Origin of the sequence: Corynebacterium doosanense CAU 212 = DSM 45436, from assembly GCF_000767055.1 — a bacterium.
Taxonomy (GTDB): Bacteria; Actinomycetota; Actinomycetes; order Mycobacteriales; family Mycobacteriaceae; genus Corynebacterium; species Corynebacterium doosanense.
Genome location: NZ_CP006764.1, coordinates 2425805 through 2443789, shown reverse-complemented (window position 1 = coordinate 2443789; position 17985 = coordinate 2425805). Strand labels below are relative to the sequence as shown.

Here is a 17985-nt window from a genome sequence, read left to right as displayed (position 1 = left end):
TTCTCGCCGCCAGGCGTCACCCCGCCACGTTTTCTGGAAGTAGCCATGTCGCATCCCGTTTCCCCCGCCCCGGTTCAGGCCGCGCCGAACACCGCCCTGGTCATCGGTGTCCTGGTGTTCACGGCTTTTGTCATGATGCTCAACGAGACCACCCTGGCGGTGGCGCTGCCCTCGATCATGCGAGACTTCGAGGTGTCCGCGGCCACGGCGCAGTGGCTGCTCACCGGCTTCATGCTCACCATGGCCGTGATCATGCCCACCACCGGCTGGATGCTGGACCGTTTCTCTGCCCGGGGAGTGTTCCTCACCGCGCTGACCTCGTTCCTCATCGGCACCGTGGTGGCGGCCGTCTCCCCGACCTTCGCGGTCATGCTCGGCGCGCGTGTCCTGCAGGGCGCGGGCACGGCGATCATCATGCCGCTGCTCATGTCCGTGGCAATGAAACTCATTGAGCCGTCGCGACGCGGAACCATCATGGGCCTGATCTCCGTGGTCATGGCCGTCGGACCGGCGCTCGGGCCGACGGTCGCCGGCGCCGTGCTCTCCATGTTCGGCTGGCACATGATCTTCTGGGTCATGGTTCCGCTCGTGGCGGCCGCCGGCCTCATCGGCCTGTGGAAGCTGCCCGAGATCGGCGAGCGCAAAGACACCCCGCTGGACCTGCCGTCGGTGGTGCTCTCCGTGCTCGCCTTCGGCGGCCTCATCTACGGGCTCAGCTCCGTGGGCATCATCCTCGACGGCGGGGAGGCCGCCACTGTGGCCATGGCCGTGCTCGCCGTGGGCATCGTCGGGTTCGTGCTGTTTGTGCTGCGGCAACGCACGCTGGTCCACTCCGGCCGCGCGTTGCTGGATCTCACCCCGTTCACCATCCGCAACTTCACCCTCTGCCTGGCGGTGATGTTCACACTCTTCGGATCCATGCTGGGAATGTTCAACCTCCTGCCCATCTACCTGCAGGGTTCGCTCCTGGTCACCGCGCTGGTGGCCGGGCTGGCGCTGCTCCCCGGCGGCCTGCTTGAGGGGCTGCTCTCCCCGATCGCCGGGCGCATCTTCGACTCGGTCGGGCCGCGCCCGCTCATCATCCCGGGGATCGTGCTCATCGTCGCCTCGCTCTTCGGGTTGTCCACCGTGGACGAGACCACCGCACTGTGGTTTGTCATCGCCTGCCACATCGTCTTCTCCGGTGCGCTGGCGTTTGTGCTCACCCCGCTCATGACCACCGCGCTGAGCTCGCTGCCAGACAACCTTTACGGCCACGGCTCGGCGATCCTCAACACCTCGCTCCAGCTCGCCGGCGCGGCCGGCACGGCGATCCTCATCGCGGTGTACTCGGCCTCGGTCGAGGCGGACCACCTGGCGGGGGAGAGCGACGCCGCGGGAATCGCCGACGGTGCCTCGACCGCCTTCCTGGTCGCGGCCTTCATCTCCGTGGTCGCGGCGATCATCTCGCTGTTTGTCCAGCGCGCGGAGACCCCGGCCAAGGACTGATAGCCCCGGGGCCCGAGAGGGCCAGCCGGGACGTTACCGCACCGTAACCTGCCTATAGGTGGGGAGAGTTTGATAACGTGACCGCATGAGTGTGAGCCACGCCATTAAACCCACGGACTGGATCCGCGTCGGATTCGCCATGTTCACCATCGGCTTCGGCGCGAACCTCTTTGCCCCGATGCTGCAGGTCTACCGGGTGGAGCACGCCGCCGGCGAGGCCTCGCTCACCGGCATGCTGGGCATCTACTCCGTGGGCCTGATCCCCTCGCTGCTCGTCTTCGGCACCTACTCCGACCAGCGCGGACGCCGCCCGGTCCTGGTGCCGGGCCTGGCGGTGGCCATCCTCGGCTCCCTGGTCCTCTCCCTGGGTGCCCTGGGGTGGAACTGGCCGCTGTTCATCGGGCGCATCATCATCGGCGTGTCCGTGGGCATGGGCATGTCGGCCGGCGCGGCGTGGATCAAACAGCTCTCCAACGACAAGCCGGGCAGCGGACCGCGCCGGGCCACGGTCTCCGTCTCCGCGGGATTCGGCCTCGGCCCCCTGGCCTCCGGCCTGGTGGCGCAGTTTGCGCCCCTGCCGGAGCTCATTCCCTACCTCGTCCACATCGCCCTTACCGCGCTCGCGCTGGCCCTGGTGTGGCGGGTGCCGGAGACGCAGGAGCGCACGACGGTCAGCCGACGGCTGGTTCCGCACGCGGTGTTCACCCGCCGCTTCCTCTTCTCCATCGTGATCTGGGCACCGTGGGTCTTCGGCGTGACCACCACGGCCTTCGCCTCGACCCCGGGCATGGCGCACCTGAACTTCCCCTGGGTGACGGCCTTCCTGGGTTTCCTCGCGTGCATCACCATGCTGGCCGGCGTGTTCATCCAGCCGACCGCTGCGCGCATCGCGCGTTCCGGGGGCAGGCTCTCGCTCGCCGCGGTGGGGCTGCTGGTCACGCTCGTGGGTCTGCTGCTCTCGGTCGGCGCGTCGCTGACCGGTTCCCTCATCCTCATGTCCATCGCCGCGATCGTGCTCGGCGCGGCCTACGGCATCATGATGGTCGCCGGCCTGTCCGAGGCCGAAAGTTTCGCTGCGCCGTCTGAGCTGGGCGGGCTGATCGGCATCTTCTACTCGCTGACCTATCTCGGCTTCTTCGTGCCGCTGGTCACGGCCCTGGTCGTGGGTGTGCTCAGCCGCGTCACGGGGATGAGCGAGCTGCATTCCTACGTCGCGGTGCTGCTGTTCGGCGTCGTGGTTTGCCTCGTTTCGGTCGTTCCGGTGTCGCGGGCGGGGCGGGCTGGGCAGGGAACCGCCGATTAGCAAAAAATTTTCACCCTGAGTGGAACAGACTCAACTTTGCTAACGTTGTACCCAGTGACAAACGACAGTTAGCAGAGAAAGGGACGTCCCCATGAGTTCGTTCAACCCCACCACCAAGACCCAGGAAGCCCTGCAGCAGGCGCTGCAGACCGCGTCCGGCAACGGCAACCCGGACATCCGCCCGGCGCACCTGCTTGCCGCCATTCTTGATCAGCCCGAGGGCATCGCCGCGCCGGTGCTCAAGGCCACCGGCGTCGATCCGGAGACCGTGCTCCGCGAGGCACGGACGCTTGTCGACGGTTACCCCAAGGCGGAAGGCCAGAACCTGGCCAATCCGAATTTCAACCGTGAGGCCCTCGCCGTTCTCGACGGGGCCCAGAAGCTCGCCGGTGAACTCGGCGATGATTACGTCTCCACCGAGGTGCTGCTCGCGGCGATCGCGAAGGGCAAGACGGACGCGTCCGAGCTGCTCATCAAACGTGGCGCGACCTACGACGCCATCAAGGGTGCCTTCCAGTCCGTGCGCGGATCGCAGAACGTCACCTCCCAGGACCCGGAGAACCAGTTCCAGGCGCTGGCCAAGTACGCCACCGACCTCACCGCCCGGGCGCGCGAGGGCAAGATCGACCCGGTCATCGGCCGTGACTCCGAGATCCGCCGCGTGGTGCAGGTGCTCAGCCGCCGCACCAAGAACAACCCCGTCCTCATCGGCGAGCCCGGCGTGGGCAAGACCTCCATCGTCGAGGGCCTCGCGCGCCGCATCGTCGGCGGCGATGTACCCGAGTCGCTCAAGGGCAAGACGCTGCTCTCGCTCGACCTCGGCGCGCTGGTCGCCGGCGCGAAGTTCCGCGGCGAGTTCGAGGAGCGCCTCAAGGCCGTGCTCGACGAGATCAAGTCCTCCGAGGGACAGGTGATCACCTTCATCGACGAGCTGCACACCATCGTCGGCGCGGGTGCGTCCGGCGAGGGCGCCATGGATGCGGGCAACATGATCAAACCCATGCTCGCCCGCGGTGAGCTGCGCCTGGTCGGCGCGACCACGCTGGACGAGTACCGCAAGTACATCGAGAAGGACGCCGCACTGGAGCGCCGTTTCCAGCAGGTCTACGTGGGTGAGCCGACGGTGGAGGACACGGTGGGCATCCTGCGTGGGCTCAAGGAGCGCTACGAGGTGCACCACGGCGTGCGCATCCAGGACTCCGCCCTGGTCGCCGCCGCCGAGCTGTCCAACCGCTACATCACCAACCGTTTCCTGCCGGACAAGGCCATCGACCTCGTCGACGAGGCTGGCTCGCGCCTGCGCATGGAGATTGACTCCTCGCCGCAGGAGATCGACGAGCTCGAGCGCATCGTGCGCCGCCTGGAGATTGAGGAGATCGCCCTGGCCAAGGAGTCCGACGCGGCCTCCCGCGCACGCCTCGATCAGCTGCGCGCCGATCTTGCCGACGAGCGCGAGAAGCTCGGCGAGCTCAAGGCCCGCTGGACCAACGAGAAGGGCGCGATCGACCGCGTGCAGAAGGCGAAGGAGGAGCTCGAGCAGCTGCGCAACGAGTCCGAGATCGCCGAGCGCGACGGGGACTTCGCCAAGGTCTCCGAGCTGCGCTACGGCCGCATCCCCGAGCTGGAGAAGGAGGTCGCCGACGCCGAGACGGAAGCCGAGGGCCGCGGCGCCGGATCCATGCTCACCGAGGAGGTCACCCCGGACGTCATCGCCGACGTCGTCTCCGCCTGGACCGGCATCCCCGCCGGCAAGATGATGCAGGGCGAGACCGAGAAACTCCTGCATATGGAGGACGTCCTGGGCCAGCGTGTCGTGGGCCAGAAGGAGGCGGTCACGGCCGTGTCCGACGCCGTCCGCCGCACCCGCGCCGGGATCGCCGACCCCAACCGACCGGTCGGCTCCTTCCTCTTCCTCGGCCCCACCGGTGTGGGCAAGACGGAGCTGGCCAAGGCACTGGCGGAGTTCCTCTTCGATGACGAGCGCGCCATGGTGCGCATCGACATGTCCGAGTACGGCGAGAAGCACTCCGTCGCCCGCCTCGTCGGTGCGCCCCCCGGATACGTCGGCTACGACGCCGGCGGCCAGCTCACCGAGGCCGTCCGCCGCAGGCCCTACACCCTCGTGCTCTTCGACGAGGTGGAGAAGGCCCACCAGGACGTGTTCGACATTCTCCTGCAGGTGCTTGACGACGGTCGCCTCACCGACGGCCAGGGCCGCACAGTGGACTTCCGCAACACCGTGATCATCCTGACCTCCAACCTCGGCGCCGGCGGCACCAAGGAGCAGATGATGGACGCGGTCAAGGCCAAGTTCAAGCCCGAGTTCATCAACCGCCTCGACGACGTGGTGACCTTCGACCCGCTGTCCGAGGACCTGCTGCGCGGCATCGTGGGCATCCAGCTGCAGGACCTGGAGGAGCGCCTCGCCGGGCGACGCCTGAGCCTGCACGTCTCGGATGCCGCGAAGTCGTGGCTCGCCGAACGCGGCTACGACCCGGCCTACGGCGCCCGCCCGCTGCGCCGCCTCATCCAGCAGGCGATCGGCGATGCGCTGGCCAAGAAGCTGCTGGCTGGCGAGGTGCGCGACGGTGACCTGGTCAACGTCGACGTCGCCGATGGTGGCGACTCGCTGGACGTCAGCTCGGTGGCCGGGGAGTAGGTCTGGGCCGGGCCAGTGGGGCGACCTACAAATTGAGAAACCAAGAGTGAGAAAGACCGCGATTTCGAAAGCTTATGTTCTAGAACTCGAACATAAGGCCGGTCTTTCTCACTCTTGCTTTTCGGATTTCAAGCCCAGCCTCAAATCAATCTAACCGGTTACAACGCCTTCGTGGCCGCCGAGTGAGTGACTATCGTCCAACGCTGTGAATACCCGGGTGCTGGTGTCGCATGACTGCACCCCGAGGGCGAAGGCCGCGAGCTTCATATGGGCCGGCAAGTGGGTTACGCGGGAGAGCACCGGTGAGGCACCTTCCTGGTTCTGAATCGTGCGCTTGGGCCAATCCACCTGTTCGGCGCGCGGTTGCCTGGGCGTGGGTATTTCAAGTAGCGCGCGTTCGAGCTCGGCCCAGTCGTGGTGACGAGCGTGTGGGGCGATGGCCTTGATGAGCCCATCAAGCGTTTGTACTGGCCGTGCGGCACCTGTTGGTTTCTTCACCACCCATCCCTGGGTGAGTGGGCGGACGGCCACCGACGTTACGAGCGCGTCTAGGCAGCGGGCCACGTCGCGGCGGTTCGCTGAGCCCGCGACTAGTGGCCCTGCCCAGTCGTGCTGGACGCCACACGCACCACACATCGAGTTTAAGAACGCGGGTTGTCGGCCAGGAACCGGTCGGCAATGGCGTCGAAGGTGGAGAACTCGACGCCGTCGTGAGACTGGAAGTGCTCGATCAGGCGCTCCAGCATCAGTTGAACCTGTGGGCGCCCGGAGACGTCCGGGTGCAGGGTGATCGGGAAGATTGCGTTGTCGTACTCGCGGTAGACCCAGTCGAACTGGTCGCGCCACAGGTCCTCGATGTCGCGGGGGTTGACGAATCCGTGGCTGTTCGGGCTCGACTTGATGAACATCATCGGAGGAAGGTCGTCCAGGTACCAGCTGGCCGGAATCTCGACGAGATCAGTCTCCGTGCCTCTGACCAGGGGCTTCATCCACTCGGAGGCGGGCTTGTCGTAGTCGATGTTGGTCCAGGAGTCGCCAACACGAACGTAGTAGGGCTCGTGATCGCGGTGCATGAGCGAGTGGTCGTACTTGATGCCTCGCTCGATCAGCAGTTCGTTGGTGACGTGGGAGAACTCCCACCACGGCGCGACATAACCAGTCGGTCGGGTGCCAGTGCGCTTAGTGATCAGGTCGATGCAGTAATCCAGGATGTCAGTTTCCTGCTCGCGTGTCATGGCCAGCGGGTTCTCGTGGGAGTAACCGTGGACACCGATCTCGAAGCCCTCACTCACGGTTTGATCGAACTGCTCCGGGAACGTCTCAATCGAGTGCCCGGGCCAGAAGAACGTGCCTGGCAGATCGTATTTCTTCAGCAGTTTGACCAGGCGGGGAACGCCGACCTCTCCAGCGAAGACACCGCGAGAAATGTCTCCCGGGGAATCTTCACCACCGTAAGACCCCAGCCAGCCGCCGACTGCGTCGACGTCGATGCCAAATGCGACGGTGATTCTCTTGGGCATGTGAACAAACCTTTCTCTAGATGAAGTCGGCGAGCGCTTCAGGGCTGACGTCGACGCCGGCCGATAAGAGGTAAGCGAGGAGGATCCTTACCTGGCTCCAGGGTAGGTCTCCGAGCGAAACGGCACCCGCGTCAAACAGGTCCGCTGCTCCGCCGTTGCCGTAAAGCGGCAGGACAGGGCCGCCGAAAGCGCGCGTGGAGACACCGACGACGACTCCTGCGGCGGATGCTTCGGCCACCCATTCGGTCAGCGCGTGGTTGCCGTTGCCCGCGCCCGTGCCAAGGATGATGACTCCGTGAGCGGAGGCAGCCACGGATGCTCGGGCGAGTGTGGCATCGGCGCCGGGATGAGACACGACGACATCTATGCGCGTGTCGTCAAACTTCACACCCGGCAACGGCAGAGCGGGTGATCGCCGCGGAGTCATCCGGATCTTCACCTCGTCTTCGGCGACGTATCCGATGGTGCCGACACCACCGAACGGTGACGGGGCGATGGTATGAAGCTTCTTTGTGCGAGCAGCTGGGTGGATCTCGCCTGCGAAGCAGATCACGACACCTAGCTCGGCAGACTGAGGGGAGCCCGCCACCTGGATGGCATCTCGAAGATTGAACTCCCCGTCGGCGCCGAGGCTGTCCGGTGTCCGCTGCGCTCCCGTGATGACGACGGGTTTGTGACTGTCGTGAACGAGGTGCAGCAGGTACGCGGTTTCTTCCATCGTGTCTGTCCCGTGGGTCAGAACGACTCCGTCGACGTCACGGCGCTGGAGAGTCGCCTTGACCGCCTCCGCAATGATGCGCAGATGGTGGTGAGTTAGGAGATAGGAACCCGTGGTGAGCACGTCCTGGCTGGTCACGGTGTGACCACCAGTGTCGACCTCCTTCAGAAGGGAGTCGATGGCTTCTGTGGCGGTAGCGCCTGGAGAGGAATCTCGGGTGGACGCGATCGTCCCTCCGGTGGCGAGAACAACGATGTGTGCCATGCAGTGGGTAACTCCTTCGAGGTTGTGGCCACACTCACCAAATCCCAGCAGGACGGGCTCACGTGGTTACGCCACAGTGGAGCACAGGATCGATTGAGTCAAGTGCTTTCCGGCGAACAGAACATTGCGCTCAACTGACCGGCCATCCCGCACTCTTGTGATGGGGAGAGCTGAATAGGCGTTGTCTGCTGGTAGGCCGCGTGTGCAAACTGCCGGGTGATTGCTTCTATGAACCCAAAAGGTCGAGCGGGATGCAGGCGACCCCGTCGGGCCGTCGGTAGGCCACGGGCCCGGAGTAGAGGACTGCGAGGTCGACGACGTCCTCGGGAAACTGTCTGCGCAGCCACAAGAGATGGCGAACATCAGCGTCGCTGACCGAGACGGAGAGTTTGACCTCGAACCCGATTAGCCGGCCGTCAAAGCTCTCGGCTATCAGGTCCACCTCTTGTAACCCTTTGGCCGTGCGCAAGTGACTGACCGATGCCCCGGTGGCCGCCGCTGCGGCGCGGACAGAGAGAGTCGCAAGGGACTCAAAGAGCGGGCCCAGCAGATGGTTGCCGCGCTGGGAGGTCAAGTCCCGGGGGCCGAGCCGTTGAAGGGTGAGTGCGAGAGCCGGGTCCACAAGCTGGTGTTTTGGGCTCAACCGGATCGCCTTCAACGGGTTTCTCAGGGAGTTCCACGCGGGCACGGGATCGAGAATCCAAATACTCGTGAGTAGGTCACGGAATTGCGCCGTTGTATCTTTCGCGGGTTGAGATCCATCACCCGCCGTGGTGGCATCGAGAATCCCGGAATAGGTAGTGGTGGTGGAGGAAGCTGCTCCGTAGGCGGCCATCCATCGGCGCAGGGTGTCGGGTTTCCTGGTTGCGTAGCCAGCGCCTGGAAGATCCCGGTCGATGACGCGGTCGATATAGGAATTCAGATGCCGTTGCCGAAGCTGCGGGGAATGGTGATGGATGCCAGGGAATCCGCTACTGCCGATCGCCTCGACGTAGTCGGAGAGGGTGGCGGCACTCGTGCCGCTGATGTCGGCATCGCCGTCAAACATTGCTGCCAGACTGACTGAGGGCTTTTGGCCACCTCGCTCGAAGATGGCCATGGGGCGCATATGGAGCGAAAGAATTCTCCCGGCACCGGAGTGAGAATCGATTCCCGCGGCCGGGGTAGCGCTTCCGGTGAGAATAAATCTGCCCGGCGCAGCTCCGCGGTCTACGGCCCGCCGCACTGCGTCCCAGGTTGCTGGAGCGTTCTGCCATTCGTCGATGAGGACAGTGCCGTCGGGCAACTGTTCAAGCATCGGATCGGCTTCGGCCACAATCCGATCCGCTGGGTTGTATAAGAAGAGCTGGTGGTTTGCCTGCTGGAGCGCGGTTTCGGTCTTGCCCACACCTTTGGCGCCCTCGATTGCGATGGCGGGTGCCTCGGGGAGGAGAGCAAGCAGGGCCTGGTCGATTGCGCGAGGCTGGTAGGGCATACCTGGGACTTTAGCGTTACTCGTCTTTTTGGGCACGCTCTACTCGTCTTTTTGGGAATCACCTACTCGTCCTTATGGGTAGATCCAGCCGGCGGGGGTTCCTCGGCCCCGCCCCGGCCTGCGCTAACGGCAGGGCGAGCGGACGCGGTCGCTGCGACAAGTTTCCCGCCCGGAAGTAAAATGTACGGGCATGACCCTGCCCATAGTGTTTATCGTCGTCGGGATTGTCCTCATCCTCACCGGAAGCCAGACCCCCACCGACATGTCGGCAGCGGGCTACGTCCTGATCGCTGCCGGCGTTGTCTGGCTGATCATGGCGTATCAGCGCAAGGGCAAGGAGAGGGAGCCGGACAAAGCCACCGAGAACTAGCGGCTAGGTGGCCGCTTCCACTACGCCGTCATGGACGAGGTAGTCATAAAGACCCTGCTCGATGGGGGAGTCAAACTCTAGCTCCATGGTGACGACATTGAGCGACGCGTCGTCCTTCCCCGCTATGGTGGACTGCTTGGCGTTCGTGCTTTCCGCCTCCCCGAGGTAGAAGAAGATCTTGCCTTCGGCATCGCTCTTTTTCACAAACACGTGCAGGTCCACCTGGTTGCCCAGGATCGGTGCAAGCTCCTTGCTGCGCAGCGTTCGCCCGCTCTTGGAGTACCACTCCATGAGGGAGGGGCTGCGGAGTTCGTCGTGATACATCGTGCTGGCAGAGACGTCGGGATGCTTGTCGTAGGTGACAAAGAGCGGGCAGGTAGAGGTGACGCGGTCGACCTTGTACCCGTAGATCGTCGACTCTTCGTTCTTCTCCCACAGCAGCAGCCGGCAGACGTCTTTCCTGCCGTATTGCTGGCCAACCACGAGATCGCCGGTCCAGGAATGCTGCGACTCGGTGAGATACAGCGAGGTCCGGAGCAGATCGTCGACGTGGTGTCGGAAGGACTGCGCCGTGTACCCGCGATCTCCCTCGGCCGAGTAGGCGAAGTACAACTCGGCGAAGCGATGATCCAGCGACCACCCCTCGTCCGAAATAGACACAAAGGCGATGTTGCCCAGCTCGGCCCGGCGGCGGGAGTTAAAGAACTCTGAGGTCAAGACTCGCCCGGCAGAAGCAACGACGTCGTCCCCAGCAGTCGTCTCCCGAGCAACCAGCAACGAGCGGATCTCCTCCGCACTCATCACCCGCCGAACCAGCAACTCCTGCAGAATCAACGCCTCGTGCGGGCGCAACCCGTTGAGTACCTCCGTGCTGAGGTAGCGCAGGTGCTGAGCCTCCGGCAGGGAAGGCCGACGCTCGACGAATTTCAGGTCGGCGAGCAAACTCCAATAATCGCCGGATTTCGAGGCCATCGTGAACGGATCCATTGAGTCGAAGCTGGCGAAGTCATAGAGCCTGGGTACCTGGCCCAGCCGGTGGCTGAGGTCGGCAATTGCCTCCTTGAACTGCCGCTTTCCAGTGAGCTGTGCCTTAGACAGCGCCGCGAACACCCGCTGCTGAGAAACCGGGTCGAAGCTGATGCTTGAGTCGCCCATCCCGATCCCGGCGGCCTTACGCTGCGTCTTCTCCCGAATCCCGTTTTTGTTTCCCGTGCGATCACCAGTGAGAGCAATGGCAATGAGGTAATTCCGGGCGTAATTGCCAATGAAGTCGATGACCCGCAGGTGGTCCTTACCCTCCGCCTTGCGCAGGCCTCGCCCCAGCTGCTGAGTGAAGATGATGCTCGACTGCGTCCCTCGCAGGAGCACGACCTGATTGACGGCCGGGATATCAATGCCCTCGTTAAAGATGTCCACGGTGATGATGTAATCGAGCTCGCCCGCCTCCAGCCGCTGCACGCTGGCCTCGCGCACCGCCTCGGAGTCCTTGCCCGAGAGCGCGACGGTGCGCAGCTCGCGGTCGTTGACACTGCGCTCGTTGAGCTTCTCGGAGAGCAGCGCCGCCTCCTCGTTGCGGCTGCAGAAGATGAGTCCCCGCACGTCGCGCGGGAAGCCATAGACCCGCAGCATCTCCACGACATAGTCGACTCGTTCGTCGCTAAGAAGATCACTTATCGACGTCTCGTCGCCCACAGTTCGCCCCCACGCGTCCTCGAAGTCGGCGATTCCGTAGTAGTGAAACGGCGAGAGCATTTTTGCGCTCATCGCCTCTTGCAGGCGGATCTCGTAGGCGACGTTGTAGTCGAAGAGCTCGAAGACATTGGCGCCGTCCGTGCGCTCCGGCGTGGCGGTCAGCCCCAGGAGGAAGGCCGGCCTGAAGTGGTTGATGATGCGCCGGTAGCTCTCGGCACCCGCACGGTGGACCTCGTCGATGATGATGTAGTCGAAGTCGCGTGGATCAATCCCGTTGAGAGTGTCGCCGTGGATGAGTGACTGATAGGACGCGAATACGTAGCGTCTGTCCAGCTGTTTGGTGCCGCCGACGTAGAGGCCGAAGTCCTCGGATGGCGCGTCGAAGACATCCTGAAAAGACTGTTTGGCCTTGGTAAGAATCTGCTCTCGGTGGGCGATGAACAGCAGCCTCTCCGGCGCGGCGGAGCGGGCGGCGAAAGCGGCGAGGATCGTCTTGCCGGTGCCCGTGGCCGAGACGATGAGGGCGCGCTTCTTGCCCTCGTCGACAAGCTCACGAAGCGCCTCGAGCGCTGCCTTTTGCATGCGGTTGGGCACCAGCTGGGCGCTGGTTCGGGTGAGCGGCGGCAGGATGCGTGGGCGACGGCGGATTTCGTAGTCGTCGATCCACGCGTGGGTGAGCGGAATCGCCCGATCGCGCTGCTTGGCCACCGCGGCGTCGAGCTGCCCCACGATGTGCCCGCCGGCAAGGGCGGAAAACCGCAGATTCCACTCCTGGTTAACCTTCAGCGCCTGGGAGGTGAGGTTGGAGCTGCCCACGATCGCGGTCAGGCCAAAGTCCTGGCGGAAGAGGTAACCCTTGGCGTGAAACCCCTCGGAATCATCGGCGCTGACGACGTAGGCATCGACGTTGTCGAGGTTAAGAAGCTCGCGGAACGCGTTGGGCTCGTTGAAGTCTTGGTAGGTCGAGGTGATGATGGTGCCGCGGCCGCGGAAGTCGACCAGGGCCTGCTTGAGCAGGGCCAGGCCGGAGTTGGTGATGAAGGCGACCGAGAAGGTGAAAGACTGCGAACGCGCCAGCTCGTCGCAGATGGCCTTGTACATCGTCGAGTCATCGGTGTTGGACACCAACAACGGGTGGTGGAGTCGGTCGGAGTTGACGTGCGCGTCGAGGAATCCGTACTCGACATTGGGCGCGATGGAGGGGAACTCGTTCATGCGCCGGCAATCAGGGCTACCGCTGGAATGTCGGCGGGTGCCCAGTCGAGGTCGGGCAGCGCGCCGGGCCGGAGCCACACGCTGTCGGTGTGCTCGCTCAGCTGCGGTTCGCCCGCGGCCAAGGTGCAGTAATACGTGCTCAAAATGACGGTGCCAAAGTCGTACTCGTACTCGGTGGTGGTGAGGAACTCGCCCACAGTTACGTCGCAGCCGAGTTCTTCGCGAATCTCCCGGGTCAGCGCCTCGCGCGGGTCCTCGCCGGGCTCGACCTTGCCGCCGGGAAACTCCCATTTCCCTTCCAGCGCTCTCCCGGGGCCGCGCTGCACGGCGAAGACCACGCCGTCGCGGACCAGGACCGCGCCGACGACGGTGATGAGTTTGGACATGGGAGCAAGCATAAGCCAACCCCCGCCTACCCCAGCTCCGCCACGACCCGCCGGAAGTTCGCCACCGCCTGCTCATAGGAGGCGACGGACAGCACCTCGTCGACGGTGTGCATCTGGTCGCCGCCTCCTGGGCCCCAGATGATCACGGGAGCGTCGCCGATCAGCGGTGTGAGCACGGATCCGTCGGTGCAGTAGGGAAGCGGCCCCAGATCCTCGAACTCGGTCATGATCGGCGGCACGGCGTCGGTGCGCAGCGGCGCCAGTTCCACGACCTGGTCCACGCTGAATTCGCCGGGCAGCTTGTCCAGCCACTCCCGGATTCCGGAGGTGCCGGCGACGGTGCGCAGATCCAGGGTCAGCTCCGCATGGTCGGGAACCATGTTCGGGGCCTGCCCACCATTGATCGCTCCCAGATTCACGGTGTCGGTGCCCAGGTAGGCATCGGTATTGGCGGGGAGGGTGTCCAGGCGCGAGATGACGTGCTCGCTCAGCAGGGAGATCGCGTTCACTCCCTCGGAGGGCGTGGAGGCGTGCGCGGAACGGCCGCGGGCGTGGACCCAGAACCACGCCACGCCGCGGTGGCCGCGGGAGAATTTGTTGTCCGTGGCCTCGGGAACCACCACTAGCGCGGGCGGCTGCGCCAACGACAGCTCGGCAGCCGCCTGCGTCGCCCCCAGCGCGCCGATCTCCTCGTCCGAGGTCATGAGCAGACCAGCGCTGCGGCCCTCCCGCGCGGCGAAGGCGACAGCGTTGACCGCGGCCGCCAGCCCACCCTTCATGTCGACGCTTCCGCGGCCGTGGATCAGGCGGCCGTCGATAAGCTCCCCGCTGAAGGGGTCGCGGGACCAGTCGCCCGAGACGGGGACGGTGTCCGTGTGGCAGACAAAGAGCACGGCCGGTGCCGGAGTGGTGGACACCAACGCCCAGGGCACGCCGTCGCGGGAGCGCTGAACCTCGAGCCCGGGAAGCGCGTCGAGGCAGGTCTCCTGGACGCGTCGCTGCCCGTCGTGGTCGCGGGAGATGCTGGGGATGCGGATGAGTTCCCGGAGAAGATCCATGCGCGCAAGCCTAAACTGACGGGCATGACCAACAGCGACAAGAACCCCGAGAAGACGCCCGGCGGACCGTCGGTCAAGGACGGCGAGCTCTACGAGAAGCTCCGGCAGGAGGGCAACAGCAAAGAAAAGTCGGCACGCATCGCCAACGCCGCCGCCAACGAGGGCCGCGACAAGGTCGGCGAGAAGGGCGGGGAGTCCGGCAGTTACGAGGACTGGACCGTCGATGAGCTGCACGAGCGCGCCTCTGAGCTGGAGATCGAGGGCCGCTCCAGCATGAACAAGGACGAGCTGATCGAGGCACTGCGCGAGCACTGATTTGTAAACTGGGCGGCATGAGTTCCCTCGGCCCCAGGCCCGCCACCGTCGCGCTCATCCTCGCCGGAGGGCGCGGCAGCAGGCTCTCCCCGCTGACCGACCATCAGCCCAAACCCGCGGTCTCACTCGCGGGCAACTACCGGCTTATCGACGCCACGCTCACCAACCTCGTTCACTCGGAGCTTCGCGACGTCTGGGTGGTCGAGCAGTACCGCCCCGGTGATCTCAACGAGCACCTCGCCGGCGGGCGGCCGTGGGACCTCGACGGCACCCGCGGCGGCCTGTGCATCATCCCGCCCGCCCAGGGGGACGCGGACGACGGTTTCTCCGAGGGCAACGGGCACGCGCTGTACCAGCAGATCGACAAGCTGGAGGCCGCCGGCGCCGACGAGGTTCTTGTGCTCAGTGCCGACCACCTCTACCGCCTGGACTACCGCGACGTGCTGGAACAGCACCGCGAGCTGGGCAGCGACCTGACCATCGTGACCACGCAGGTGGACACCGACCCCTCCCGATACGGCGTGGTCGAGACCGACGGCGACAAGCGGGTCACGTCCTACGCCTACAAGCCGGAGGATCCGGAGTCACAGGTTGTGGCCGCGGAGATATTTGTGTTTGCGGTCGGGGCGTTGCGCGAGGCCGTCGATAAGCTGCGCACCAGCAGTGACGGTGCCGAGCTCGGGGACTACGGCGAGACGATCATCCCGTGGCTCGTGGAGAACCGGGCCACGCACGAGTTCCGCATGGACGGGTACTGGCGCGACCTGGGCACCATCGACGCGTACTACCGCGCACACATGGACCTCATCGAGGGCGACGAACTCACGCTGCAGAGCGAGGACTGGCCGATGATCACCAACCTCACCATCGCCACCCCGGCCCGGATCAGCCCGGCCGCGCGTGTCGACGCCTCGCTCATCTGCCCCGGCGCGATCATCGCCGGCGAGGTGGAGAGCAGCCTCGTCGGCCCGGGCGTGACGGTGGAGAAGGGTGCGGTCGTGCGCCGCAGCCTCCTGCTCGGGGACGTGGTCGTGCCGGCGGGTGCGCGTCTGGAGTCCGTCATCGCCGACCGCGGCGCCGTCATCCCCGCGGAGCAGGTGGGGGAGACCAAGCCGGGGCCGGGCAACATCACCGTGCTGGCCAGCGAGAACGCGTGAGGATCCTCACCCGCGTGGACGCGCCGGGCGTGGACACCGAGGAGCTGGCGGCGAAGGACATCGGCGGGGGACTGTTTGTCATCGACTCCATCCCGCTGCTGGACACCGAGCTGGCCCTCGGTGACATTGTGGAATGTGTGCTCGTCGGGGAACGCTGGCACGTCGACGCCGTCTCCGTGCGCGGCGGGAACTCCACGCTGCGCATCCTGCCCTACGGCATTGACGTGGTGTCCCCGCTGCTCGGGATCGGGTGTCGCGTGGAGGAAGGGCCGGCCGGGGTGCTCGCCGTCAGTGTCGGACCGGACGCGCCCGCACTGGGGTTGACGGACTGGCTGGAATCGCTGGCAGCGGACGGGCTCATCGACCTCGCGCCGGGTTATACGGCGTGAGAGCTCGCCGGCGTATAGGCGACGGAAAAGTACCCGCTGAAGCGTTGATCCTCGTCCGCGACCGAAAACGCGTACTTTCCCTCCGGGCGGTTCATCCCGGGATCAAAATGGTAGGTCACGGTGCCGGAACACTCCTCAGGAGATGCATGAGCGGCGAGCGCATGATGCGGTCCGGGAGTAGCTACGGAGCGTAGGTGACGGGGAAGGTGCCGTTGACACCGCCCGCGGCATCCACCACGGTCACCTCGTACGTGCCTGCAGGCATCTCTGCGATGGGGGAGAACAACTCGGTGTCCGAACCCGAGCAGCCGTTGACGGCGGGATCCAGGGAGAGCAGCAGGTCACCGGGTCCCATGATCGTGTAGATCGGGGCACATTCGCCCTGCGGGTTCATGATCTCCCAGGAGACCTCGAGGGTGTCCTCACCGTTCGAGCCGAATTCCTGTGAGTTGGCGGTGAAGCGGACCCCGCCGTCCTCGAAGACGACGGAGTCAGCAGCGGGAGCCGAGGAGCTCGACGACGCCGACGAGCTCGAGGGCGGGGCTGTCTCAGACGAAGCAGATGACTGTTCGGCCACGGTCGTTTCCGTGGTGGTCGTCTCCGGGGCGGGGGAGTCGCTGCCAGAGGCACAGGCCGTCAGGGCGAGGGCGGGTAGGACCAGGACGGGAAAGAGTTGGACACGCATGCAACTATTCTAGGGGAATCTTTCTCTGGATGAAGCGATGGTGAGCGGCCCGCCAGCCGCAACGGTTAAACTGACGCGCATGAGTAACCACAGCACGCCCCTGGAGACCGACTGGGTCTGGACGATGCCGAACATCGGCACCACGTGGTGCACCTGCGGACGTGACCCCCTCACCGGGGAGCCGCTGCACCAGGTCACCCGCCCGCTGATCACCCGCTACGTGCTGGAGACCCTCGGCTCCATCCCGGTCGACATGACCAACAAGGAGATCTCCCTGGTGGTGCTCAAGCTGTGGAACCGGCAGGAGATCACCCCGCCGCTGGCCGACGCGCTCTTGGCCTCGGTCAACGCGGTCGTGGGTGAGGTGCAGGAGAACTACCCGGTGGACACCGCCATCGCCGTGATCAAACACTTCTCACACACCGTGGTGATCCGGGACTAGTCCCGCCCGGACAGATCCACGTCGATGACCAGGCCCGACAGCGTGGCCATGTCGTCCTCGGAGATCTCAAAGTCCACCTCCGCGTTCTCGTGCAGATGTCCGACGCTCCTGGCCTTGGGCAGGCAGACCGTGCCCAGCTGCAGCGTGTAACGGATGCACAGCTGCGCCACCGACACTCCGTAGCGTGCGGCCATCTCGATCAGCCGCGGATCCGTGAGCAGGTCACCGTTGCCGATGGGGGAGTAGGACTCCACCACGATCCCCTGCGTCGCGCAGTAGTCCATCAGCGCTGCCGGGGTGTGGCCGGGGTGAACACGGATCTGGTTGACGTGCGGGACGGTCGATGAACCGGCCGCCAGAGCCCGGAGATCCGTTTCGCTGAAGTTGGAGACTCCGATGTTGCGCAGGCGGCCGTCGATAAGCGCCTCCTCCATGGCGCGCCACACCTCGTCGTCGCCGCTGGGTCCGGGCGAGTGGATGAGCAGAAGATCGAGGTAGTCCAGGCCCAGCGCGTCGAGCGAGGCGTCGATCGACGCCACGGCCCGGGCGTAGTCCTTGATCGACGCGGCGACCTTGGTGGTGACAAAAAGCTCGGAGCGATCCACACCGCACGTGCGCACTCCCTCGCCCACGCCACGCTCATTGCCGTAGGCCTGCGCGGTGTCGATGTGGCGGTAGCTCAGGGCCACGGCGTCGCGGATGACCTGCGGCACGGACGCATCGGGAATGAGCCAGGTGCCCAGGCCGAGCCGGGGGATGGGGTGGGAGGTGGGCAGGGTGAAGGACTGTTCCAGGAGCATGATGCGCATCAGCGTAGGCGGGCGTGTCGGGCGGAGTCGACCTAGACTGG

The 17985-nt window shown here is 65.2% G+C and carries 16 protein-coding genes; 8 read left to right on the top strand and 8 right to left on the bottom strand.

What is annotated here, in order from left to right; genetic code table 11:
• The first annotated feature begins 45 nt into the window (after nucleotides 1–45).
• From CDOO_RS11945 to clpB, 3 genes are all read left to right on the top strand, one after another.
• Nucleotides 46–1488: a DHA2 family efflux MFS transporter permease subunit gene (locus CDOO_RS11945; protein WP_018022127.1), complete on the top strand. Its 1443-nt coding sequence runs from the start codon at nucleotides 46–48 to the stop codon at nucleotides 1486–1488.
• Nucleotides 1489–1573: 85 nt separating this feature from the next.
• Nucleotides 1574–2791: an MFS transporter gene (locus tag CDOO_RS11940; RefSeq protein ID WP_018022128.1), complete on the top strand. Its 1218-nt coding sequence runs from the start codon at nucleotides 1574–1576 to the stop codon at nucleotides 2789–2791.
• A 91-nt stretch (nucleotides 2792–2882) separates the two neighbouring features.
• Nucleotides 2883–5450 (top strand): ATP-dependent chaperone ClpB, encoded by a 2568-nt coding sequence (gene clpB / locus CDOO_RS11935; protein ID WP_018022129.1) that lies wholly within the window; start codon nucleotides 2883–2885, stop codon nucleotides 5448–5450.
• 641 nt (nucleotides 5451–6091) lie between these two features.
• Here clpB and CDOO_RS11925 read toward each other — a convergent pair.
• The 3 genes from CDOO_RS11925 to CDOO_RS11915 all read right to left on the bottom strand — a co-directional run bounded on the left by CDOO_RS11925 (nucleotide 6092) and on the right by CDOO_RS11915 (nucleotide 9426).
• Nucleotides 6092–6970: a polysaccharide deacetylase family protein gene (locus CDOO_RS11925; RefSeq protein WP_018022130.1), complete on the bottom strand. Its 879-nt coding sequence runs from the start codon at nucleotides 6968–6970 to the stop codon at nucleotides 6092–6094.
• A gap of 16 nt (nucleotides 6971–6986) precedes the next feature.
• On the bottom strand, nucleotides 6987–7952 hold the full coding sequence (locus CDOO_RS11920) for an asparaginase (RefSeq protein ID WP_018022131.1): 966 nt from the start codon (nucleotides 7950–7952) through the stop codon (nucleotides 6987–6989).
• Between the two features lie 226 nt (nucleotides 7953–8178).
• Entirely contained in the window at nucleotides 8179–9426 is a 1248-nt protein-coding gene (locus CDOO_RS11915; protein WP_018022132.1) for an ATP-binding protein, read from the bottom strand.
• A 190-nt stretch (nucleotides 9427–9616) separates the two neighbouring features.
• Here CDOO_RS11915 and CDOO_RS11910 point away from each other — a divergent pair, with 190 nt between their 5' ends.
• The gene (locus CDOO_RS11910) at nucleotides 9617–9796 is read left to right on the top strand and encodes a hypothetical protein (RefSeq protein ID WP_018022133.1); all 180 of its coding nucleotides are present in this window, start codon (nucleotides 9617–9619) and stop codon (nucleotides 9794–9796) included.
• Nucleotides 9797–9799: 3 nt separating this feature from the next.
• Here the strand turns inward: CDOO_RS11910 and CDOO_RS11905 are convergent, their stop codons facing one another.
• From CDOO_RS11905 to CDOO_RS11895, 3 genes are read right to left on the bottom strand one after another with little or no spacing between them, the layout of a single operon-like run.
• A complete protein-coding gene (locus tag CDOO_RS11905; RefSeq protein WP_018022134.1) occupies nucleotides 9800–12703 on the bottom strand; it encodes a DUF3427 domain-containing protein in 2904 nt (967 codons plus the stop codon).
• The gene (locus CDOO_RS11900; protein ID WP_018022135.1) at nucleotides 12700–13089 is read right to left on the bottom strand and encodes a (deoxy)nucleoside triphosphate pyrophosphohydrolase; all 390 of its coding nucleotides are present in this window, start codon (nucleotides 13087–13089) and stop codon (nucleotides 12700–12702) included. The genes CDOO_RS11905 and CDOO_RS11900 overlap by 4 nt, the downstream gene beginning before the upstream one ends.
• A gap of 26 nt (nucleotides 13090–13115) precedes the next feature.
• Complete coding sequence (locus CDOO_RS11895) at nucleotides 13116–14147, bottom strand: M20 family metallopeptidase (protein ID WP_018022136.1); 1032 nt, start codon at nucleotides 14145–14147, stop codon at nucleotides 13116–13118.
• 24 nt (nucleotides 14148–14171) lie between these two features.
• On the opposite strand from CDOO_RS11895, the gene CDOO_RS11890 reads away from it, so the two are divergent.
• The 3 genes from CDOO_RS11890 to CDOO_RS11880 are packed head-to-tail and all read left to right on the top strand — an operon-like array spanning nucleotide 14172 to nucleotide 16008.
• Nucleotides 14172–14462, top strand: coding sequence for a DUF7218 family protein (locus CDOO_RS11890; RefSeq protein ID WP_018022137.1), 291 nt, complete (start codon nucleotides 14172–14174; stop codon nucleotides 14460–14462).
• Nucleotides 14463–14479: 17 nt separating this feature from the next.
• Entirely contained in the window at nucleotides 14480–15619 is a 1140-nt protein-coding gene (locus CDOO_RS11885; protein WP_018022138.1) for a glucose-1-phosphate adenylyltransferase family protein, read from the top strand.
• The gene (locus tag CDOO_RS11880) at nucleotides 15616–16008 is read left to right on the top strand and encodes a DUF4265 domain-containing protein (protein WP_018022139.1); all 393 of its coding nucleotides are present in this window, start codon (nucleotides 15616–15618) and stop codon (nucleotides 16006–16008) included. The genes CDOO_RS11885 and CDOO_RS11880 overlap by 4 nt, the downstream gene beginning before the upstream one ends.
• 181 nt (nucleotides 16009–16189) lie before the next feature.
• Here the strand turns inward: CDOO_RS11880 and CDOO_RS11875 are convergent, their stop codons facing one another.
• On the bottom strand, nucleotides 16190–16693 hold the full coding sequence (locus CDOO_RS11875) for a hypothetical protein (protein ID WP_018022140.1): 504 nt from the start codon (nucleotides 16691–16693) through the stop codon (nucleotides 16190–16192).
• 79 nt (nucleotides 16694–16772) lie between these two features.
• Here CDOO_RS11875 and CDOO_RS11870 point away from each other — a divergent pair, with 79 nt between their 5' ends.
• Nucleotides 16773–17135 (top strand): hypothetical protein, encoded by a 363-nt coding sequence (locus CDOO_RS11870; RefSeq protein WP_018022141.1) that lies wholly within the window; start codon nucleotides 16773–16775, stop codon nucleotides 17133–17135.
• Here the strand turns inward: CDOO_RS11870 and CDOO_RS11865 are convergent.
• On the bottom strand, nucleotides 17132–17944 hold the full coding sequence (locus CDOO_RS11865; protein ID WP_018022142.1) for an aldo/keto reductase: 813 nt from the start codon (nucleotides 17942–17944) through the stop codon (nucleotides 17132–17134). The two genes, CDOO_RS11870 and CDOO_RS11865, sit on opposite strands and share 4 nt — an antisense overlap.
• Nucleotides 17945–17985 lie beyond the last annotated feature (41 nt).